The sequence below is a fragment of the Pseudomonas sp. NMI760_13 genome (assembly GCF_021283245.1).
In the GTDB taxonomy this organism is placed as follows: domain Bacteria; phylum Pseudomonadota; class Gammaproteobacteria; order Pseudomonadales; family Pseudomonadaceae; genus Aquipseudomonas; species Aquipseudomonas peradeniyensis.
In genome coordinates this window covers 115,204-133,512 of sequence record NZ_JAJSRC010000006.1, presented here as the reverse complement: position 1 = coordinate 133,512, position 18,309 = coordinate 115,204, and the positions used below count along the sequence as shown (strand labels likewise).

Genomic DNA, 18,309 nt, shown 5'->3' with positions numbered 1-18,309 from the left:
GTTTGAAGGGGCAGCAGAGCAATGCAGCAACTCAATCCTTCCGAAATTAGTGAAATCATCAAGGGCCGCATCGACAACCTCGATGTCGGCTCCCAAGCCCGTAACGAAGGTACCGTCGTTTCGGTTTCCGACGGCATCGTGCGGATCCACGGTCTGGCCGACGTCATGTACGGCGAAATGATCGAGTTCCCTGGCAGCGTATTCGGCATGGCCCTGAACCTGGAGCAAGACTCCGTAGGTGCAGTGATCCTGGGTGCCTATGACACCCTCGCCGAAGGCATGAGCGCCAAGTGCACCGGCCGTATCCTGGAAGTTCCGGTTGGTAAGGAACTGCTGGGTCGCGTCGTCGACGCACTGGGTAACCCGATCGACGGCAAAGGTCCTCTGGGCAACACCCAGACCGACGCGGTCGAGAAAGTAGCTCCAGGCGTGATCTGGCGTAAGTCGGTAGACCAGCCTGTACAGACTGGCTACAAGTCCGTCGACGCCATGATCCCTGTCGGCCGTGGCCAGCGCGAGCTGATCATCGGTGACCGTCAGATCGGCAAGACCGCCATGGCCATCGACGCCATCATCAACCAGAAAGACTCCGGTATTTTCTGTGTTTATGTTGCAGTCGGCCAGAAGCGTTCCACCGTTGCCAACATCGTTCGCAAGCTGGAAGAAGCTGGCGCCCTGGCCAACACCATCGTGGTCGTTGCCAGCGCCTCGGAATCCGCCGCACTGCAGTTCCTGGCCCCGTACGCCGGCTGCACCATGGGCGAGTTCTTCCGTGACCGCGGTGAAGACGCCCTGATCGTTTACGATGACCTGTCCAAGCAGGCCGTTGCCTACCGTCAGATCTCCCTGCTGCTGCGCCGTCCACCAGGACGTGAAGCGTACCCAGGCGACGTGTTCTATCTCCACTCCCGTCTGCTGGAGCGTGCATCGCGCGTTTCCGAAGAGTATGTCGAGAAGTTCACCAACGGTGCCGTAACCGGCAAGACTGGCTCGCTGACCGCTCTGCCGATCATCGAAACCCAGGCTGGCGACGTTTCCGCGTTCGTTCCGACCAACGTGATCTCGATCACCGACGGTCAGATCTTCCTGGAATCGGCCATGTTCAACGCAGGCATCCGTCCTGCCGTTAACGCCGGTGTGTCGGTATCCCGTGTTGGTGGTGCCGCCCAGACCAAGATCATCAAGAAGCTGTCCGGTGGTATCCGTACCGCCCTGGCCCAGTACCGTGAACTGGCGGCATTCGCCCAGTTCGCTTCGGACCTGGACGAGGCTACCCGCAAGCAGCTGGAGCATGGTCAGCGCGTTACCGAGCTGATGAAGCAGAAGCAGTACGCGCCAATGTCGATCGCCGACATGGCCCTGTCGCTGTACGCCGCTGAGCGTGGTTTCCTGACCGACGTAGAAGTCGCCAAGGTCGGTAGCTTCGAACAAGCTCTGATCGCCTACTTCAACCGTGATCACGCCGAACTGATGGCGAAGATCAACGTGAAGGGTGACTTCAACGACGAAATCGACGCTGGCATGAAAGCCGGCATCGAGAAGTTCAAGGCCACCCAGACCTGGTAAGCCGCAGCGGGGGCTCCGGCCCCCGCTTGCTAACCTGATAGGTGATACATGGCAGGCGCAAAAGAGATTCGCAGTAAGATTGCGAGCATCAAAAGCACGCAAAAAATTACCAGCGCCATGGAGAAAGTGGCGGTCAGCAAGATGCGCAAGGCACAAATGCGCATGGCTGCTAGCCGTCCTTACGCGGAGCGTATCCGCCAGGTGATCGGTCATCTGGCCAACGCCAACCCGGAATACCGCCACCCGTTCATGATCGAGCGCCCTGTAAAGCGCGCTGGTTATATCGTGGTGAGCAGTGACCGTGGTCTGTGCGGTGGCTTGAACACCAACCTGTTCAAGGCCCTGGTCAAGGACATGAACGAAAACCGCGAACAGGGCGTTGAAATCGACCTGTGCGTGATCGGCAGCAAGGGTGCGACTTTCTTCCGCATCTTTGGCGGTAACGTCGTAGCCGCGATCAGCCATCTGGGCGAAGAGCCTTCGATCAATGATCTGATCGGCTCCGTCAAGGTGATGCTGGACGCCTACCTGGACGGCCGCATCGATCGCCTCTCGGTGGTTTCGAACAAGTTCATCAACACCATGACCCAAAAACCGACGGTCGAGCAATTGGTACCGTTGGTGGCAACCCCGGATCAGGAACTCAAGCACCACTGGGACTACCTGTACGAACCCGACGCAAAAGAGCTGCTGGACGGCTTGATGGTGCGTTACGTGGAGTCGCAGGTCTACCAGGCGGTGGTCGAGAACAACGCTGCTGAACAAGCGGCCCGGATGATCGCCATGAAAAACGCCACAGACAACGCCGGTGATTTGATCAAAGAGCTTCAGTTGATCTACAACAAGGCGCGTCAGGCTGCGATCACCCAGGAGATCTCGGAAATCGTCGGCGGCGCTGCCGCGGTTTAACGGTTCAAAAATTCAGAGGATCCAGCTATGAGTAGCGGACGTATCGTTCAAATCATCGGCGCCGTCATCGACGTGGAATTCCCACGTGATGCCGTGCCGAGTGTTTACAACGCGCTGAAAGTACAAGGCGCGGAAACCACCCTGGAAGTTCAGCAGCAGCTGGGCGACGGCGTGGTTCGTACCATTGCGATGGGCTCGACCGAAGGTCTGAAGCGCGGTCTGGATGTCGTCGACACCAAGGCTGCCATCTCGGTACCTGTCGGCAAGGCAACCCTGGGCCGTATCATGGACGTCCTGGGCAACCCGATCGACGAAGCCGGTCCAATCGGCGAAGAAGAGCGTCGCGGTATCCACCAGCCAGCGCCTTCGTTCTCCGACCAGGCGGGCGGCAACGACCTGCTGGAAACCGGCATCAAGGTTATCGACCTGGTCTGCCCGTTCGCCAAGGGTGGTAAGGTTGGTCTGTTCGGTGGTGCCGGCGTCGGCAAGACCGTGAACATGATGGAACTGATCCGTAACATCGCCATGGAACACAGCGGTTACTCCGTGTTCGCTGGTGTGGGTGAGCGTACTCGTGAGGGTAACGACTTCTACCACGAGATGAAGGACTCCAACGTTCTCGACAAGGTAGCGCTGGTCTACGGTCAGATGAACGAGCCACCAGGAAACCGTCTGCGCGTAGCGCTGACCGGCCTGACCATGGCTGAGAAGTTCCGTGACGAAGGTAACGACGTTCTGCTGTTCGTCGACAACATCTATCGTTACACCCTGGCCGGTACCGAAGTATCCGCACTGCTGGGCCGTATGCCTTCGGCAGTAGGTTACCAGCCGACCCTGGCCGAAGAGATGGGCGTTCTGCAAGAGCGTATCACTTCGACCAAAGAAGGTTCGATCACCTCCGTCCAGGCCGTATACGTACCTGCGGACGACCTGACCGACCCGTCGCCAGCGACCACCTTCGCCCACCTGGACGCCACCGTCGTTCTGTCCCGTGACATCGCTTCCCTGGGTATCTACCCAGCGGTCGACCCACTGGACTCGACTTCGCGCCAGCTGGACCCGAACGTGATCGGCACCGAGCACTACGAGACCGCTCGTGGCGTTCAGTATGTTCTGCAGCGTTACAAAGAGCTGAAGGACATCATCGCGATCCTGGGTATGGACGAGCTGTCCGAAGCCGACAAGCAACTGGTTGCCCGCGCTCGTAAGATCCAGCGCTTCCTGTCGCAGCCGTTCTTCGTGGCCGAAGTCTTCACCGGCTCGCCAGGCAAGTACGTTTCGCTCAAGGACACCATCGCTGGCTTCAGCGGCATCCTCAAAGGTGACTACGACCACCTGCCAGAACAAGCGTTCTACATGGTCGGCAGCATCGACGAAGCGATCGAGAAAGCCAAGAAACTGTAATCCCGGCGCCCCGCAAGGGGCGCTAATCAGGTTGAGGCAAGCAGATGGCTATGACAGTCCATTGCGATATCGTCAGCGCGGAAGGAGAGATCTTCTCCGGCCTGGTCGAGATGGTAGTCGCGCACGGTAACCTGGGTGATCTTGGTATCGCTCCGGGCCACGCGCCGCTGATCACCAATCTCAAGCCTGGTCCGATCACGCTGACCAAGCAAGGTGGCGATCGTGAGGTGTTCTACATCTCCGGTGGCTTCCTCGAAGTGCAGCCGAACATGGTCAAGGTTCTTGCCGACACCGTGCAGCGCGCTGCCGACCTGGACGAAGCTCAGGCTCAGGAAGCCCTCAAGGCTGCTGAGAACGCGCTGAACGCGAAAAGCTCGGACTTCGACTACGGTGCTGCTGCCGCACGTCTGGCCGAGGCTGCAGCTCAGCTGCGTACTGTCCAGCAATTGCGCAAAGGCAAGTAATCCGGCCTTGGCCGCTTACCGCCGTTGCGATTGAGTTAAAGGGTAGCCTCGGCTACCCTTTTTCTTTTTCAGAATTTCCCCTTCGGTCACGTCCCTGACCGCCCAGGATTGGTAGCCAGTCAATGTCCCTCGATATCGTCATTCTCGCCGCAGGCCAAGGCACCCGCATGCGCTCCGCGCTGCCGAAGGTACTGCACCCGGTCGCCGGCAATTCCATGCTTGGCCACGTTATCCACAGCGCGCGCCAGTTGCAGCCCGAAGGTATTCACGTGGTAATCGGCCATGGCGCCGAGCTGGTACGTGAGCGCCTGGCAGCCGACGATCTGAACTTCGTCATGCAGGACAAGCAACTGGGCACCGGCCATGCCGTGGCCCAGGCGTTGCCGGCCATCACCGCCGATACCGTGCTGGTGCTCTACGGCGATGTGCCGCTGATCGAGGTAGAGACCCTGCAGCGTCTGCTGGCCAAGGTCAGCGAGCAGCAGCTCGGTCTGCTCACCGTGACCTTGCAGGACCCGACCGGCTACGGCCGCATTGTCCGAGATGCAGCGGGCAACGTGACCGCGATTGTCGAGCACAAGGATGCCAGCGAAGCGCAGAAGGCAATCAAGGAAGGCAACACCGGCATCCTCGCCATGCCTGCCGCACGCCTGGCCGACTGGATGGGCCGGTTGTCCAACAACAATGCCCAGGGCGAGTACTACCTCACCGACGTGATCGCCATGGCCGTGGCCGATGGCCTGGTGGTCGCCACTGAGCAGCCCCACGACCCGATGGAAGTGCAGGGCGCCAACGACCGCCGCCAGCTGGCGGAGCTCGAGCGTCACTATCAACTGCGTGAAGGCCGCCGCTTGATGGCCCAGGGCGTCACGCTGCGTGATCCGGCGCGCTTCGATGTACGTGGCGAGGTGACGGTCGGCCGCGACGTGCTGATCGACATCAACGTCATTCTCGAAGGCAAGGTGGTGATCGAGGACGACGTGCAGATCGGCCCCAACTGCGTGATCAAGGACAGCACCCTGCGCAAGGGCGTGGTGGTCAAGGCCAACAGCCACCTTGAAGGCGCGGTGCTGGGCGAGGGCAGCGATGCCGGCCCGTTCGCCCGTCTGCGTCCAGGTAGCGTCCTGGAAGCTCGTGCCCATGTGGGTAACTTCGTTGAACTGAAGAACGCGCACCTGGGCGAGGGCGCCAAGGCCGGTCACCTGACCTACCTGGGTGATGCCGAGGTCGGTGCCCGTACCAATATCGGTGCTGGCACCATCACCTGCAACTACGACGGCGCCAACAAGTTCCGCACCGTGATGGGCGAGGACGTGTTTATCGGTTCCAACAACTCGCTGGTGGCACCTGTGGAAATCCAGGCGGGGGCCACTACCGCGGCGGGCTCGACCATCACCCAGACGGTTGAAGCCGGGCAGCTGGGCGTGGCCCGTGCGCGCCAGCGCAACATCGAAGGCTGGAAGCGGCCGGAGAAGATTAAGAAGAGCTGAGTTATCCACAGCGCTTTTGATCGAAAGCCGGCTTATGTGAATAAGCCGGCTTTTTATTGGGTGCCAAGGTGAATTCCATTGGGGCCGCTGCGCGCCCCATCGCGGCACAAGGCCGCTCCTACAGGGACCGTGCCGAAGCAGAGATAAACTTGACGAATCGTCCATCTTAGGTTTTGATTGCAACACTTATCTTTCGAATCGAAACTTAAAGCCGACATGTCGAAACGAAATACCCCTCAGCGCCGCCACAACATCCTGGCCTTGCTCAGCGAGCAGGGCGAGGTGAGCGTCGATGCCCTGGCCAAGCGTTTCGAAACTTCCGAAGTGACCATCCGCAAGGATCTCCACGCCCTGGAGGCCAACGGTCTGCTGTTGCGCCGCTACGGTGGCGCGGTGACCATGCCCCAGGAGCTGTTGGGCGATACGGTCCAGCCGGTGTCCCTCTACAAGCAGGCCATCGCCCGGGCAGCGGTCGATCGCATTCGCGAGCATGCACGCATCATCATCGACAGCGGCAGCACCACGGCAGCGATGATCCCACAGCTCGGGCGCCAGCCAGGCCTGGTGGTGATGACCAACTCGCTCCACGTGGCCCGCGCCATCAGCGAGCAGGAGCATGAGCCCGTGCTGCTGATGACCGGTGGCACCTGGGACCCGCACTCTGAGTCCTTCCAGGGCCAGGTGGCCGAGCAGGTACTACGCTCATACGACTTCGACCAGCTGTTCATCGGTGCCGACGGCATCGACCTGGAGCGTGGCACCACCACCTTCAACGAGCTGCTGGGGCTGAGTCGGGTCATGGCCGAGGTGGCGCGCGAGGTGATCGTCATGGTCGAGTCGGACAAGGTCGGTCGCAAGATCCCCAACCTCGAGCTGCCCTGGGGCAGCGTCAACACCCTGATTACTGATGATCGCCTGCCCGCCGAGGCGCGCGACCGGATTCAAGCCCGCGGCATCACCCTTATCTGCGCCGCTATCAGCTAGGAGCAACATCTTATGTGTGGAATCGTTGGTGCCGTTGCCGAGCGCAATATCACAGCCATCCTCATCGAAGGCCTCAAGCGCCTGGAATACCGTGGTTATGACAGCGCCGGCCTGGCCGTCCTGAACCAGCAAGGCGCGCTCGAGCGTCGTCGCCGTATTGGCAAGGTCAGCGAGCTGGAAGGCGCCGTGAGCGCCGATCCGCTGGCCGGCCAGCTGGGCATCGCCCATACCCGTTGGGCGACCCATGGCGCGCCGACCGAGACCAATGCCCACCCGCACTTCTCCGGGCACGACGTGGCGGTGGTGCACAACGGCATCATCGAGAACCACGAAGAGCTGCGTGAAGAGCTCAAGGGCCTGGGCTATGTCTTCGTCTCGCAGACCGACACCGAAGTGATCGTCCACCTGATCCACCACCTGCTCAAGGACATTCCCGACCTGACCGACGCGCTCAAGGCCGCGGTCAAGCGCCTGCACGGCGCCTATGGCCTGGCAGTGATCAGCGCCAGCCAGCCGGACCGCCTGGTCGCCGCCCGCAGCGGCAGCCCGCTGGTGATCGGCCTTGGCCTCGGCGAGAACTTCCTGGCCTCCGACCAATTGGCCTTGCGTCAGGTCACCGACCGCTTCATGTACCTGGAGGAAGGCGACATCGCCGAGATCCGCCGTGACCAGGTGCAGATCTGGGATCAGGCCGGCCATCCGGTCCAGCGCGAGACGGTGCAGTACCACGAAGGCGCCGAAGCGGCCGAGAAGGGCAACTACCGCCACTTCATGCTCAAGGAAATCCACGAGCAGCCCACCGTGGTGCAGCGCACCCTGGAAGGGCGCCTGGGCAAGGACCACGTGATGGTCCAGGCCTTCGGCCCACAGGCCGCCGAGCTGTTCGCCAAGGTCCGCAACGTGCAGATCGTCGCCTGCGGCACCAGCTATCACGCCGGCATGGTCGCCCGTTACTGGCTGGAAAGCCTGGCTGGCATCCCTTGCCAGGTGGAAGTGGCCAGCGAGTTCCGCTACCGCAAGGTGGTGGTGCAGCCGGACACCCTGTTCGTCTCCATTTCGCAGTCCGGCGAAACCGCCGACACCTTGGCGGCCCTGCGCAACGCCAAGGAGCTGGGCTTCCTCGGCAGCCTGGCGATCTGCAACAAGGGCATCAGCTCGCTGGTGCGTGAATCCGACCTGACCCTGCTGACCCTGGCCGGGCCGGAGATCGGCGTCGCCTCGACCAAGGCCTTCACCACCCAGCTGGTATCACTGATGCTGCTGACCCTGGCCCTCGGCCAGGTGCGCGGCACCCTCGAAGCCGGTGTCGAAGCCGAGCTGGTGGACGAGCTGCGTCGCCTGCCGGCCCGCCTGAGCGAAGCGCTGGCGATGGATGGCGTGGTCGAGAAGATCGCCGAGCTGTTCGCCGACAAGCACCACACCCTGTTCCTCGGCCGCGGTGCCCAGTACCCGGTGGCGATGGAAGGCGCGCTCAAGCTCAAGGAGATCTCCTACATCCACGCCGAAGCCTACCCGGCCGGCGAGCTCAAGCATGGCCCGCTGGCGCTGGTGGACAGCGACATGCCAGTGGTGACCGTGGCGCCGAACAACGAACTGCTGGAGAAGCTCAAGTCGAACCTGCAGGAAGTCCGCGCCCGTGGCGGCGAGCTGGTGGTGTTCGCCGACGAGCAGGCCGGCATGAGCAACGGCGAGGGCACCCATGTGATCAACGTGCCGCACATCAACGATGCGCTGGCGCCGATCCTCTACACCATTCCGCTGCAACTGCTGTCGTACTACGTCGCCGTGCTCAAGGGCACCGACGTCGACCAGCCGCGTAACCTGGCCAAGTCGGTGACCGTGGAGTAACCCCACGGCTGTCGAAGCAAGGCTACCGAACGCCCCTGGTCCGCCAGGGGCTTTTTTTTTCTGAGTGTCCGACAATGGATTTGTAGCGCTCTCGTCCTACGCGATTGTACGTCCGTCGCTGTAGGACATTTCTTAAACGTGCCTCTGGCATGGATCAATGTTTTCCCTCGTTGTTTGCCCTAACGTCGCCCGACCCATCAGTCATCAAGGACGACAGTAAATGCAGACGCTGCAACGAAAGCACGATATCCAGCCACTGGAAGGCGCTGAAATGACCTTGCTGGTCAATGGCCTGCCTGCAGTCGCCAGTGCCGGCGAAACCGTACTCAGCGTGCTCAACGCCGTTGGCCTGCGCCAGCTGGCACGCAACGATCATGGCCAGCTCAGCGGTGCCTACTGCGGCATGGGCGTCTGCCATTGCTGCCTGGTGCAGATCGATGGTCGTCCCAAGCGTCGCGCCTGCCAGACCATCGTCAAGCCAGGCATGAGCATCGAGACTGAGGTCAATCGCGTGCAAGAGGAGGCCCATCCATGAGCCTTCGTCCCGTGATCGTCGGTGGCGGTTCGGCCGGCATGGGCGCCGCCATCGAGCTGGCTGAACATGGCGTGGATTGCCTGCTGTTCGACGAGGCCTCGCGCCCTGGTGGCGTGGTCTATCGGGGCCCGCTGCGCGCGGGTGTCGACCTGGGCTACCTGGGGCCGCGCTACACCAAGGCCCTGACCAAGCTGCATGAAGATTTCGCCGCCTGCGCCGAGCGCATCGACCTGCGCCTGAACCATCGCGTGGTGGGTGGGGACGATCAACGGCTGATGGTCCTCGATGCTGATGAACAGCTGCACGAGATCGACTACTCGCACCTGCTGCTGGCCGCCGGATGCCACGAGCGCAACGTGCCGTTCCCCGGCTGGACCTTGCCCGGTGTGATCCTGCTCGGCGGCTTGCAGCTACAGATCAAGAGCGGCGTGGTCAAGCCACTGGGCAGCACGCTGATTGCCGGTACCGGGCCGTTGCTGCCGCTGGTCGCCTGCCAGCTGCACGCCGCCGGCGCCAAGGTAGCCGGCGTGTACGAAGCCTGCTCGTTCAACCGTATCGCCAAGGAAAGCCTGGCGTTGATGAACAAGCCGCAGCTGTTCCTCGATGGCCTGAGCATGCTGGCCTACATGAAGCTCAACGGCATCCCCATGCATTATGGCTGGGGCGTGGTGGGCGCCACGGGTGACGGCGAGTTGCAGGAGGTCCAGGTCGCGCCTTACACCCAGGACTGGCAGCCGGACATGACCCGCATCCAGCGCGAGCAGGTGCGCACCCTGGCGGTAGGCTACGGCTTCATTCCGCGGACCCAGCTCAGCCAGCAACTGGGCCTGGCCCATGGTTTCAGCGAGGACGGCTACCTGCGCGCCGAGTGCAACGTGTGGCAGCAGAGCAGCCAGCCGAACATTCACCTGGCCGGCGACATGGCCGGTATTCGTGGTGGTGAGGCAGCGATGCTCACCGGGCGTATCGCCGCGGTGTCGATGCTGCAGCAGATGGGCAAGCTCGATGCCGAGCAGGCGATCGAGCGCCGTGAGCGTTTCCTCGGCAAGCTGGCGGCGATCAAGCGCTTCCGCTCTGGGGTGGAACGCTACACCGCGCGCGGCGCGGCGCAGATCCAGCTGCCTCAGGCCGACACGGTGATCTGCCGTTGCGAAAACGTCACTCGCGATCAGATCGACCTGGCCCTGGAGCAGGGCGTGGAGGACATGGCCAGCCTGAAGATGCGTACCCGGGTAAGCATGGGCGACTGCCAGGGGCGCATGTGCGTCGGCTACTGCAGCGACCGCTTGCGCAGCGCCACTGGACGTCCGGACGTGGGCTGGCTGCGCCCGCGCTTCCCGGTGGACCCGATCCCGTTTTCCGCATTCGAACAACTCGGCACGGAGGCCTGAGCATGAACAAGCATTACGACATCATCATTGCCGGTGGCGGCGTGATCGGCGCGTCCTGTGCCTACCAGCTGTCCAAGCGGCACAACCTGAAGATCGCCCTGATCGACTGCAAGCGCCCGGGCAACGCCACCCGTGCCTCGGCCGGCGGCCTGTGGGCCATCGGCGAGTCGGTGGGACTGGGCTGCGGGGTGATCTTCTTTCGCATGATGTCCTCGCGCAACAAGCGTGAGGCCAACGGCGCGGCGGTGGTGGTTGACTCGAGCACGCCGCACATCCTGCCGGAGTGCTTCTTTGACTTCGCCCTGCAGTCCAACGCGCTTTATCCACAGCTGCACCAGGAGCTGATCGAGCGCCACGGAATGGACTTCAAGTTCGAACGCACCGGGCTCAAGTACATCATCCAGGATGAAGAAGACCAACTGTACGCCGAACACATCGTCAAACAGATCCCGCACCTGGCCGACCAGGTACGCTGGCTCGACCGCGACGCGCTGCGGGCCTCGGAGCCGGCGGTGACGCTCAAGGCCAATGGCGCGCTGGAGTTTCTCTGCGACCATCAGGTCAGCCCGTTCCGCCTGGGCGATGCCTACATGGAGGCGGCGCGGCAGAACGGCGTCGATTTGTACCCGAACGTGAACATCACCGGCGTGCTGCATGAAGGCTCGCGGATCAAGGGCGTGCGCACCGCCGAGGCCGGCGAGTTCCATTGCGCCACCTTGATCAATGCCGCTGGCGCCTGGGCCGCCGAGCTGAGCGAATGGGCGACCGGGGAGAGCATTCCGGTCAAGCCGGTGAAGGGCCAGATCGTGCTGACCGAACGCCTGCCCAAGCTGCTCGATGGTTGCATCACCACCAGCGATTGCTACATGGCGCAGAAGGACAATGGCGAGATCCTGATCGGCAGTACCACGGAAGAGAAGGGCTTCGATGTCAGCAACACTTTCCCGGAAATCAGCGGCCTGGTGCAGGGTGCGATTCGTTGCGTACCGCAGCTGGCGCAGGTGAACCTCAAGCGCACCTGGGCCGGCCTGCGCCCGGGGTCACCGGACGAGCTGCCGATTCTCGGGCCTGTGGATAATGTGCAGGGCTATTTCAATGCCTGTGGACATTTCCGTACAGGAATCCTCACGTCGGCGATTACCGGTGTGTTGCTGGACAAGGTTGTCCACAACGAGGCGTTACCGCTGGATATCACGCCATTCCTGGCGTCGCGCTTCCGTGAGGGTGTGGATAAACAACTGGCCCACGGCTAGGTCGAGCACTCGTGGGGCAAGGCCGCTCCTACAGGTTGGCGTAGTACCTGTGGGAGCGGCTTTAGCCGCGAACACCGGCGAAGCCGGTGCCATCCACCGAGTCGCTTGCTTCGCGGCTAAAGCCGCTCCCACACGGTTTAACGCAAGGCTTTGCGTCAGATCTGCATCGCTTTCCCATCCACATTCATCGCCGCCTGGCGCAGGGCCTCGGAGCGGGTCGGGTGTGGGTGGCAGGTGAGGGCGATGTCCTCGGCCGAGGCCGAGAATTCCATGGCCACGCAGAACTCGCCGATCATCTCGCTCACGCTCGGGCCAACCAGATGCACGCCCAGCACCTCGTCGGTGACGGCGTCGGCGATAACCTTGGCGAAGCCTTCGGTCTCATGGTTGATCTTGGCCCGGCTGTTGGCGGTGAAGGGGAACTTGCCGACCTTGTAGGCACGGCCTTCGGCCTTGAGCTGCTCCTCGGTCTTGCCGACACTGGCCAATTCCGGGCGGGTATAGATGACGCCGGGGATCAGGTTGTAGTTGACCTCGTGGGGCTTGCCGGCGATGCGCTCGATGCACGCCACCGCTTCGTCCTCGGCCTTGTGCGCCAGCATCGGGCCGGAGGTGACGTCGCCGATCACCCAGATGCCCGGGACCGTGCTGCGGTGATGGTCGTTGGCGAGCATGCCGCGCTTGTCGGTTTCCAGCCCCACGCTTTCCAGGTTAAGGCCCTTGGTATAAGGACGGCGACCGATGGCCACCAGCACGTAGTCGGCCTGCAGGGTTTCGGCGTTGCCACCGGCGGCGGGCTCCAGGGTCAGGCTGACGCCGTCGGCGCTGGATGTGGCCTGGGTCACCTTGCTGCCGAGCTTGAAGGTCATGCCTTGCTTGGCCAGGGCCTTCTGCAGGGTCTTGGCGGTTTCCTCATCGGTGCCCGGGCAGATGCGGTCCAGGTATTCGATCACCGTCACTTCGGCACCCAGGCGGCGCCACACCGAACCCAGCTCCAGGCCGATCACTCCGGCGCCGATCACGATCAGGTGCTTGGGTACCTGGGGCAGCGACAGGGCGCCGGTGGAATCGATGATGCGCTGGTTGTCGATGGTCACGCCGGGCAGCGGCGTGGGTTCGGAACCGGTGGCGATGATGATGTCCTTGGCCTGCAGGGTGGCTTCACTGCCGTCCTCGGCTTTGACCACCACCTTGCCGGCGCCGTCCAGGCGGCCCCAGCCCTTGACCCAGTCGACCTTGTTCTTGCGAAAGAGGTACTCGATGCCCTTGGTCAGGCCGGTCACGCTTTCGTCTTTCTGCTTCATCATCTGGCCCAGGTTGAGGGTCGGCTTGACCTCGATCCCCAGGTGGGCGAACTCCTCGCCGCTGGCCGCCTCGTACAGCTCGGACGCGTGAAGCAGCGCCTTGGAAGGCATGCAGCCGACGTTCAGGCAGGTGCCGCCCAGGGTCGGGCGACCCTCGACACAGGCCACGCTCAGGCCCAGCTGGCCGGCGCGGATCGCTGCGTTGTAGCCGCCGGGGCCGCCGCCAATGATCACCACGTCATAGGATTTCATGGGTTTCGTTACTCCGAGAGTGTGAGGAAGCGAAGAGGGGCACAAGGTTAGTCTGAGATATGCAAATTGTATACAATCTGTTGTGCGGCCCGGACCAGATAGTTCTAGACTATGGTCGCGATTAACGGAAACTTCGCACGAATGAACTACCCTGATCCGGTGACGTCCGACAGCTTGAGGCTTGGCGTCCCGTATCAATGAAAGGGAGGGTCATGAATGCTTGCGCAACTTCCACCCGCATTGCAGAGCCTGCACTTACCTTTGCGCGTCAAGTTGTGGGACGGCAACCAGTTCGATCTGGGGCCGAGCCCGCAGGTCACCATCCTGGTCAAGGAACCCCAGCTGATCGCCCAGCTCACCCATCCGAACCTGGAGGCGCTTGGCTCCGCCTTTGTCGAGGGCAAGCTGGAGCTGGAAGGCGATATCGGCGAAGTCATCCGGGTCTGCGACGAGCTCAGCGAAGCCTTGCTCAAGGATGAAGACGAGTTCTTGCCGGAGCGCACGTCCCATGACAAGCGCACCGATGCCGAAGCCATTTCCTACCATTACGACCTGTCCAACGATTTCTACCAACTGTGGCTCGACCCGGACATGGTCTACTCCTGCGCCTACTTCAAGGAGCCGGATAACACCCTGGCCCAGGCCCAGCAGGACAAGTTCGACCACCTGTGCCGCAAGCTGCGCCTGCAGGCCGGCGACTACCTGCTGGATGTCGGTTGCGGTTGGGGCGGGCTGGCGCGATTCGCCGCCCGCGAGTACGGCGCCAAGGTGTTTGGCATCACCCTGAGCAAGGAGCAGCTGAAGCTCGGTCGCCAACGGGTCAAGGAGGAGGGCCTGGCCGACAAGGTCGACCTGCGGATCCTCGACTACCGCGACCTGCCCCAGGATGGTCGCTTCGACAAGGCGGTCAGCGTCGGCATGTTCGAACACGTCGGGCATGCCAACCTCGAGCTGTATTGCCAGCGGCTGTTCGGCGCGGTGCGTGAAGGTGGCCTGGTGATGAACCATGGCATCACCGCCAAGCACGTCGATGGTCGTCCGGTTGGCCGTGGCGCGGGGGACTTCATCGACCGTTATGTGTTCCCCCACGGCGAGCTGCCGCATATCTCGATGATCACGGCGCGGATCTGCGAGGCGGGCCTGGAGGTGGTCGATATCGAGAGCCTGCGCCTGCATTACGCCAAGACCCTCAACCACTGGAGCGAGAACCTGGAGAACCAGCTGCACCGCGCCGCCGCGCTGGTGCCGGAGAAGACCTTGCGTATCTGGCGCCTGTACCTGGCCGGTTGCGCCTACGCCTTCACCAAGGGCTGGATCAACCTGCACCAGATTCTCGCGGTGAAGCCCTACGCCGACGGCCACCACGACCTGCCGTGGACCCGTGAGGACCTCTATCGCTGATCGGCTAGCCCGGCGTGCCGACAAGGCTCGCCGGGCTACAGGATCGGTGAAATCAGCCGTGCGATACGCATCCCCAGCTGTTGCAGGCGGTGGGTGTCGCGGCTGTCCTCCGCGGTGATCTCCCGGGCCTGCTCGAAGTCATTCTCCAGCATCCGTTCGACCTGGTCGGCGAAAGCGCGGTCCACGGTGAGCAGGGTGATCTCGAAGTTCAGCCGGAACGAGCGGTTGTCGAGGTTGGCGCTGCCGATGGCGCTGACCTCATCGTCAACCAGCACCACCTTCTGGTGCAGGAAGCCCGGCAGGTAGCGGAACATGCGCACCCCGGCGCGCACCGCCTCGAAGGCGAACAGGCTGGAGGCGGCGTAGACGATGCGGTGATCGGGGCGCGAGGGAATCAGGATGCGTACGTCGACACCCCGCAGCACTGCCAGGCGCAGGGCGGCGAAGATGGCTTCGTCGGGGATGAAATAGGGACTGGTGATCCAGACCCGTCGGGTGGCCGAGTGAATCGCCTCGAGGAAGAACAGCGCACAGGTTTCCTGTGGATCGGCCGGGCCGCTGGCCAAGGCCTGGCACAGCACGCCGTTCTCCGGGTAGACGTCGGGCAGGATCAGCGGCGGCAGCTGGCGCGTGGCCCAGTACCAATCCTCGGCGAAGGACTCCTGCAGGCAGGCCAGCACCGGACCGCCGATCTGCACATGGGTGTCGCGCCAGGGTGACAGCTTGGGGTGCGCCCCGAGGTACTCGTCCCCTACGTTATGGCCGCCGAGAAACCCGAGCAGGCCATCGACCACGACGATCTTGCGATGGTTGCGAAAGTTGACCTGGAAGCGGTTGAACCAGCCGCGCCGGGTGGCGAACGCTTCGATCTGTACGCCGCCGTCGCGCAGCACCTGGCTGTAGCTGGTTGGCAGGGCATGGCTGCCGACGCGGTCGTACAGCACGAACACCCGCACCCCCTCGGCGGCCTTGCGCAGCAGCAGTTGCTGCAACTCCCGGCCGAGGGCGTCGTCATGGATGATGAAGAACTGCACCAGCACGGTGTCGCGCGCGGTGCGGATGGCCGAGAAGATCGCCTCGAAGGTGGCGGCGCCATCGATCAGCAGCTTCACCTCGTTGTTGGCCAGGCACGGCATGCGCCCCAGCTTGGGCATGGCGCGCAGGGCGGCGTAGCTGTCGGACTCGCGGGCGGTCAACGCTTCCTCCACCCAGGGCCGCCAGTTCAGGTTGGCCATGGCCACGTGCATCTCCTGGTTGGCCTGGCGTCGGGCCTGGATGTAGGCGTAGAAGGAACGGGCGCCGAACACCAGGTAGGGGATGAGGGTGAGGTAGGGGATGAACAGCAGCGACATGGCCCAGGCGATCGCACCCTGGGCGGTGCGCACGGTGAACACCGCATGCAACGCGGCGATGAGACCGAGCAGATGAATCAGGCCGAGCAAGTAACCGAAGAAGTAGGGGCTGTGGAAATCCATACGCATCCTGCTTGCCGAGAGCACTGCTGCTAACAGACCACGTTCGAGGGTATGCCTGCAACACAAAGGCGATTTTGACGTCTAACGGCTCAGTCCGGCCGGAGCCGGTATTTCGAGGAGCTTTCATCCATGAAGATTCGTCTGCCACTGCTCGCCCTGGTACTGGGGCTGGGCAGCCCGCTGGTTCATGCGCAGATGCTGCAACCCGGCCTGTGGGAACTGACCACCAGCAACATGCAGGTCGATGGCAAGCCGTTGCCGGACATGGAGTTCATGCTCGGTCAGTTGAAGAACCTGCCGCCCGAGCAACGGGCGATGATGGAGGGGGCCCTGGCCAAGCAGGGCATCACGGTGGGAGGCAAGGGGGTGCGCTCGTGCCTGACTGCGGAGCAGGTCAAGACCAATGACATTCCGCTGCAGGATCCGCAGTCCGGGTGCACGCAGAAGATCACCGAGCGCAATGGCAATGTCTGGAAGTTCCAGTTCAGTTGCCCCAAGGCCCAGGGCAACGGCCAGGCCACCTTCCTCAGCGACCGGGAGTTCCTGACCAAGGTCAACGGCACCTTCAATGCCTCCGGGGTCCAGCAGCAGGGCAGCATGGACACCCGGGCGGTGTGGCTTGGGAATGACTGTGGAACCGTCAAGCCGCGTACCTGATCTGTCACCAGCGATAACGACTGACCGCCACTGCGTCGTGGGCATGCAGGCTCTCTGCATGTTCCACGCGCACGCTGAAGCCGCTCACGCCCGTTAGCGTTCGCAAGGCCGCATGCAGGCGGCGGGCGGCATCCTCGCAGAACATCAGGTTCTGTCCGTTGGCCAGGGCAAAGGCCTGCTCATCGGCGCGCTTTACTGCCGTCTGTACGGCCGTGCCCAAAGCTGCCTCCGCAGTCTCGATCAACTCGGTCAGTCTGAACTCGTCGCCGTCCAGGCGGACTTGCAGCTTGGCCAAGCTCCTCTGGCTGTGGGGTGTCGCAACGATGCCGTCGCTGCTGCCAAGCCACTGGCGAACACGTTCCCGCTCCAACGACTGGCCAGCGAAGTCCCGGTCGAACTGCGTCTGGATCAGCTGCCTGGCCAGCGCCGCCGAGCACGGGCAGGTCGAGGAATAGGGAATGTGCACCGATAGTTCCACGTGGAACATTTCATCTTTTAGCCGAGCTTCGATATTCACCGGGTAACGTTTCCAGCCTGCCAGCGGGCTGACCAGCGCTGGGCGCTTTAACAGGTGATCGAATGCCAGGCGCAGGTAGGCGGTGTTCGAAAGGCCTTCGTGGCTGGCGAGAAAATGCTCGAGCGTCCGGCGAATCAGCTGCGGGCTCAACGCTCGCTGTTCCAGCGCTTCCAGCGCCAGGTACAGCCGTGACATATGGATGCCCCGGGCTGCGCCGTCATCCAGGCTCACGCCGGCATCGGCGTGTGCGCCGAGGCTGCGTCCGTCGACCAGCAGTGGCAGGGCGATACCGTACATGCCGACCCAGTCCAGCGGAAGTGCCTGCTGGCTGCTCTGTGCGGCGATGTCGGGAAGGGCGAGGCTAGACATGAAAGGATCCTGAAGTGATGGCAGTCAACGGCAACCGCCGACAAGGCTGCAGTGCAGGTTGAAGCGTTGACCACTGGAGCTGGAGACACGGTTGAGGGTGGTCCAGCCGATGCGGCGGCTGTAACCCACCCAGGCTTCACCGTCGCTGGCCAGCCCGGTGAAGAAGGTCAGCGTGCCGTAGCGGCTGTTGGTCTGAGCCCACAGGCGTTTGCCTGCCACTTCGTAGCCACGCAGGTAGAAGGTGCTGCCTTCGGTACGAACGCTGTAGTAGTTGCCTTGGCCATCCTGGCAGGCGAGCAAGGTCGCGCTGCGGGTGCACAGAGCGAGGTCGGTGTGAGGCATGGCGAAGAGCTGCGTGGGTGTTGCGAGCAGCAGCAAGGCAGCGAGGCCGGATGATTTCATGACGCTCTCCAGACAACCGTTCGGTCGACACGGCTTGGCGAAATTGTATTGTTATAATATAACATTGTGCAATGCATCGATTCGAATG

Annotated in this window: 16 protein-coding genes; 12 read left to right on the top strand and 4 right to left on the bottom strand. The window is 62.7% G+C overall.

All coding sequences use genetic code 11. The features are described from left to right. Positions 1-21 precede the first annotated feature (21 nt). The 10 genes from atpA (at position 22) to hcnC (ending at position 11,844) form a co-directional block, all read left to right on the top strand. Entirely contained in the window at positions 22-1,566 is a 1,545-nt protein-coding gene (atpA, locus tag LU671_RS08705) for a F0F1 ATP synthase subunit alpha (protein ID WP_050707597.1), read from the top strand. 48 nt (positions 1,567-1,614) lie between these two features. Beyond that, positions 1,615-2,475 carry a F0F1 ATP synthase subunit gamma gene (gene atpG / locus LU671_RS08700; protein ID WP_028690020.1) on the top strand — a complete coding sequence of 287 codons (861 nt, stop codon included), beginning with the start codon at positions 1,615-1,617 and terminating at the stop codon, positions 2,473-2,475. A gap of 27 nt (positions 2,476-2,502) precedes the next feature. Beyond that, positions 2,503-3,879, top strand: a complete 1,377-nt coding sequence (gene atpD / locus LU671_RS08695; RefSeq protein WP_028690019.1) for a F0F1 ATP synthase subunit beta — start codon at positions 2,503-2,505, stop codon at positions 3,877-3,879. 44 nt (positions 3,880-3,923) lie between these two features. Then, positions 3,924-4,343, top strand: a complete 420-nt coding sequence (locus tag LU671_RS08690) for a F0F1 ATP synthase subunit epsilon (RefSeq protein WP_011536500.1) — start codon at positions 3,924-3,926, stop codon at positions 4,341-4,343. A gap of 122 nt (positions 4,344-4,465) precedes the next feature. Beyond that, entirely contained in the window at positions 4,466-5,833 is a 1,368-nt protein-coding gene (glmU, locus tag LU671_RS08685) for a bifunctional UDP-N-acetylglucosamine diphosphorylase/glucosamine-1-phosphate N-acetyltransferase GlmU (RefSeq protein WP_232855428.1), read from the top strand. A 216-nt stretch (positions 5,834-6,049) separates the two neighbouring features. Beyond that, positions 6,050-6,817 carry a DeoR/GlpR family DNA-binding transcription regulator gene (locus LU671_RS08680; protein WP_232855427.1) on the top strand — a complete coding sequence of 256 codons (768 nt, stop codon included), beginning with the start codon at positions 6,050-6,052 and terminating at the stop codon, positions 6,815-6,817. 12 nt (positions 6,818-6,829) lie between these two features. Next, on the top strand, positions 6,830-8,665 hold the full coding sequence (glmS, locus tag LU671_RS08675; protein ID WP_232855426.1) for a glutamine--fructose-6-phosphate transaminase (isomerizing): 1,836 nt from the start codon (positions 6,830-6,832) through the stop codon (positions 8,663-8,665). Between the two features lie 220 nt (positions 8,666-8,885). Next, positions 8,886-9,200, top strand: coding sequence for a cyanide-forming glycine dehydrogenase subunit HcnA (gene hcnA / locus LU671_RS08670; protein WP_050707591.1), 315 nt, complete (start codon positions 8,886-8,888; stop codon positions 9,198-9,200). Beyond that, positions 9,197-10,591 carry a cyanide-forming glycine dehydrogenase subunit HcnB gene (gene hcnB / locus LU671_RS08665; protein ID WP_186712253.1) on the top strand — a complete coding sequence of 465 codons (1,395 nt, stop codon included), beginning with the start codon at positions 9,197-9,199 and terminating at the stop codon, positions 10,589-10,591. The genes hcnA and hcnB overlap by 4 nt, the downstream gene beginning before the upstream one ends. A gap of 2 nt (positions 10,592-10,593) precedes the next feature. Next, on the top strand, positions 10,594-11,844 hold the full coding sequence (gene hcnC, locus LU671_RS08660; protein WP_096049068.1) for a cyanide-forming glycine dehydrogenase subunit HcnC: 1,251 nt from the start codon (positions 10,594-10,596) through the stop codon (positions 11,842-11,844). Between the two features lie 155 nt (positions 11,845-11,999). Here hcnC and lpdA read toward each other — a convergent pair whose 3' ends face one another. After that, positions 12,000-13,400, bottom strand: coding sequence for a dihydrolipoyl dehydrogenase (gene lpdA / locus LU671_RS08655; RefSeq protein WP_232855425.1), 1,401 nt, complete (start codon positions 13,398-13,400; stop codon positions 12,000-12,002). 216 nt (positions 13,401-13,616) lie between these two features. Here lpdA and cfaB point away from each other — a divergent pair, with 216 nt between their 5' ends. Beyond that, positions 13,617-14,801, top strand: a complete 1,185-nt coding sequence (gene cfaB, locus LU671_RS08650) for a C17 cyclopropane fatty acid synthase CfaB (RefSeq protein WP_232855424.1) — start codon at positions 13,617-13,619, stop codon at positions 14,799-14,801. Positions 14,802-14,836: 35 nt separating this feature from the next. On the opposite strand, the gene cls is transcribed toward cfaB, so the two are convergent. Further along, positions 14,837-16,276, bottom strand: coding sequence for a cardiolipin synthase (gene cls / locus LU671_RS08645; RefSeq protein WP_232855423.1), 1,440 nt, complete (start codon positions 16,274-16,276; stop codon positions 14,837-14,839). A gap of 129 nt (positions 16,277-16,405) precedes the next feature. Here cls and LU671_RS08640 point away from each other — a divergent pair, with 129 nt between their 5' ends. After that, complete coding sequence (locus LU671_RS08640; RefSeq protein ID WP_050707585.1) at positions 16,406-16,933, top strand: DUF3617 domain-containing protein; 528 nt, start codon at positions 16,406-16,408, stop codon at positions 16,931-16,933. Positions 16,934-16,937: 4 nt separating this feature from the next. Here LU671_RS08640 and folE2 read toward each other — a convergent pair whose 3' ends face one another. Next, on the bottom strand, positions 16,938-17,819 hold the full coding sequence (gene folE2, locus LU671_RS08635) for a GTP cyclohydrolase FolE2 (RefSeq protein ID WP_232855422.1): 882 nt from the start codon (positions 17,817-17,819) through the stop codon (positions 16,938-16,940). 24 nt (positions 17,820-17,843) lie between these two features. Continuing rightward, positions 17,844-18,221, bottom strand: a complete 378-nt coding sequence (locus LU671_RS08630; RefSeq protein WP_203649300.1) for a glutamine synthetase — start codon at positions 18,219-18,221, stop codon at positions 17,844-17,846. Positions 18,222-18,309: the final 88 nt, after the last annotated feature.

What these genes read in the sequence shown, in the direction of transcription:
- folE2 (WP_232855422.1), bottom strand. Translation starts at nt 17,819, where the DNA reads ATGTCTAGCCTCGCCCTTCCCGACATCGCCGCACAGAGCAGCCAGCAG.
- LU671_RS08640 (WP_050707585.1), top strand. Translation starts at nt 16,406, where the DNA reads ATGAAGATTCGTCTGCCACTGCTCGCCCTGGTACTGGGGCTGGGCAGC.
- LU671_RS08630 (WP_203649300.1), bottom strand. Translation starts at nt 18,221, where the DNA reads ATGAAATCATCCGGCCTCGCTGCCTTGCTGCTGCTCGCAACACCCACG.
- hcnC (WP_096049068.1), top strand. Translation starts at nt 10,594, where the DNA reads ATGAACAAGCATTACGACATCATCATTGCCGGTGGCGGCGTGATCGGC.
- atpD (WP_028690019.1), top strand. Translation starts at nt 2,503, where the DNA reads ATGAGTAGCGGACGTATCGTTCAAATCATCGGCGCCGTCATCGACGTG.
- LU671_RS08690 (WP_011536500.1), top strand. Translation starts at nt 3,924, where the DNA reads ATGGCTATGACAGTCCATTGCGATATCGTCAGCGCGGAAGGAGAGATC.
- hcnA (WP_050707591.1), top strand. Translation starts at nt 8,886, where the DNA reads ATGCAGACGCTGCAACGAAAGCACGATATCCAGCCACTGGAAGGCGCT.
- atpA (WP_050707597.1), top strand. Translation starts at nt 22, where the DNA reads ATGCAGCAACTCAATCCTTCCGAAATTAGTGAAATCATCAAGGGCCGC.
- hcnB (WP_186712253.1), top strand. Translation starts at nt 9,197, where the DNA reads ATGAGCCTTCGTCCCGTGATCGTCGGTGGCGGTTCGGCCGGCATGGGC.
- LU671_RS08680 (WP_232855427.1), top strand. Translation starts at nt 6,050, where the DNA reads ATGTCGAAACGAAATACCCCTCAGCGCCGCCACAACATCCTGGCCTTG.
- glmU (WP_232855428.1), top strand. Translation starts at nt 4,466, where the DNA reads ATGTCCCTCGATATCGTCATTCTCGCCGCAGGCCAAGGCACCCGCATG.
- cfaB (WP_232855424.1), top strand. Translation starts at nt 13,617, where the DNA reads ATGCTTGCGCAACTTCCACCCGCATTGCAGAGCCTGCACTTACCTTTG.
- cls (WP_232855423.1), bottom strand. Translation starts at nt 16,276, where the DNA reads ATGGATTTCCACAGCCCCTACTTCTTCGGTTACTTGCTCGGCCTGATT.
- glmS (WP_232855426.1), top strand. Translation starts at nt 6,830, where the DNA reads ATGTGTGGAATCGTTGGTGCCGTTGCCGAGCGCAATATCACAGCCATC.
- lpdA (WP_232855425.1), bottom strand. Translation starts at nt 13,400, where the DNA reads ATGAAATCCTATGACGTGGTGATCATTGGCGGCGGCCCCGGCGGCTAC.
- atpG (WP_028690020.1), top strand. Translation starts at nt 1,615, where the DNA reads ATGGCAGGCGCAAAAGAGATTCGCAGTAAGATTGCGAGCATCAAAAGC.